Raw genomic sequence first — 334 nt, 5'->3', positions numbered from 1 at the left:
CCGGATCAAAGCTTGCTTACAGCTCCCCGAGGCAGTATCGTTGTTCGCCACGTCCTTCATCGGCTCCTAGCGCCTAGGCATCCTCCGTGTGCTCTTAGTAGCTTAACCATAATGACTCCTGTTTTGCTCGATTCGTTTTCTTGTTTTGCGCAAGCGCAAAGCCAAAGGCTCTCATCGTTCAAAACACTCGTCTGCTACTCTTTAAACTAACTTGTTGTGACACAAGTTCAGCTAAAAGGATATTTCTAAAACGCAGATTCGTTTCGTTATCTAGTTTTCAAGGATCAAATATTTGGTGGAGCTAAGCGGGATCGAACCGCTGACCTCCTGCTTG

At 46.4% G+C, this 334-nt stretch carries 1 rRNA gene; it reads right to left on the bottom strand.

Annotation, left to right across the window (positions count from 1 at the left end):
* A 23S ribosomal RNA gene (locus tag KI379_RS33770) occupies window positions 1-108 on the bottom strand; the annotation flags it as partial.
* Between the last annotated feature and the right edge of the window lie 226 nt (window positions 109-334).

This window comes from Paenibacillus cineris, assembly GCF_018333335.1.
Taxonomy (GTDB): domain Bacteria; phylum Bacillota; class Bacilli; order Paenibacillales; family Paenibacillaceae; genus Paenibacillus_AQ; species Paenibacillus_AQ favisporus.
The sequence above is the reverse complement of the archived record's forward strand: the minus strand, read 5'-3'. Positions and strand labels throughout refer to the sequence as shown.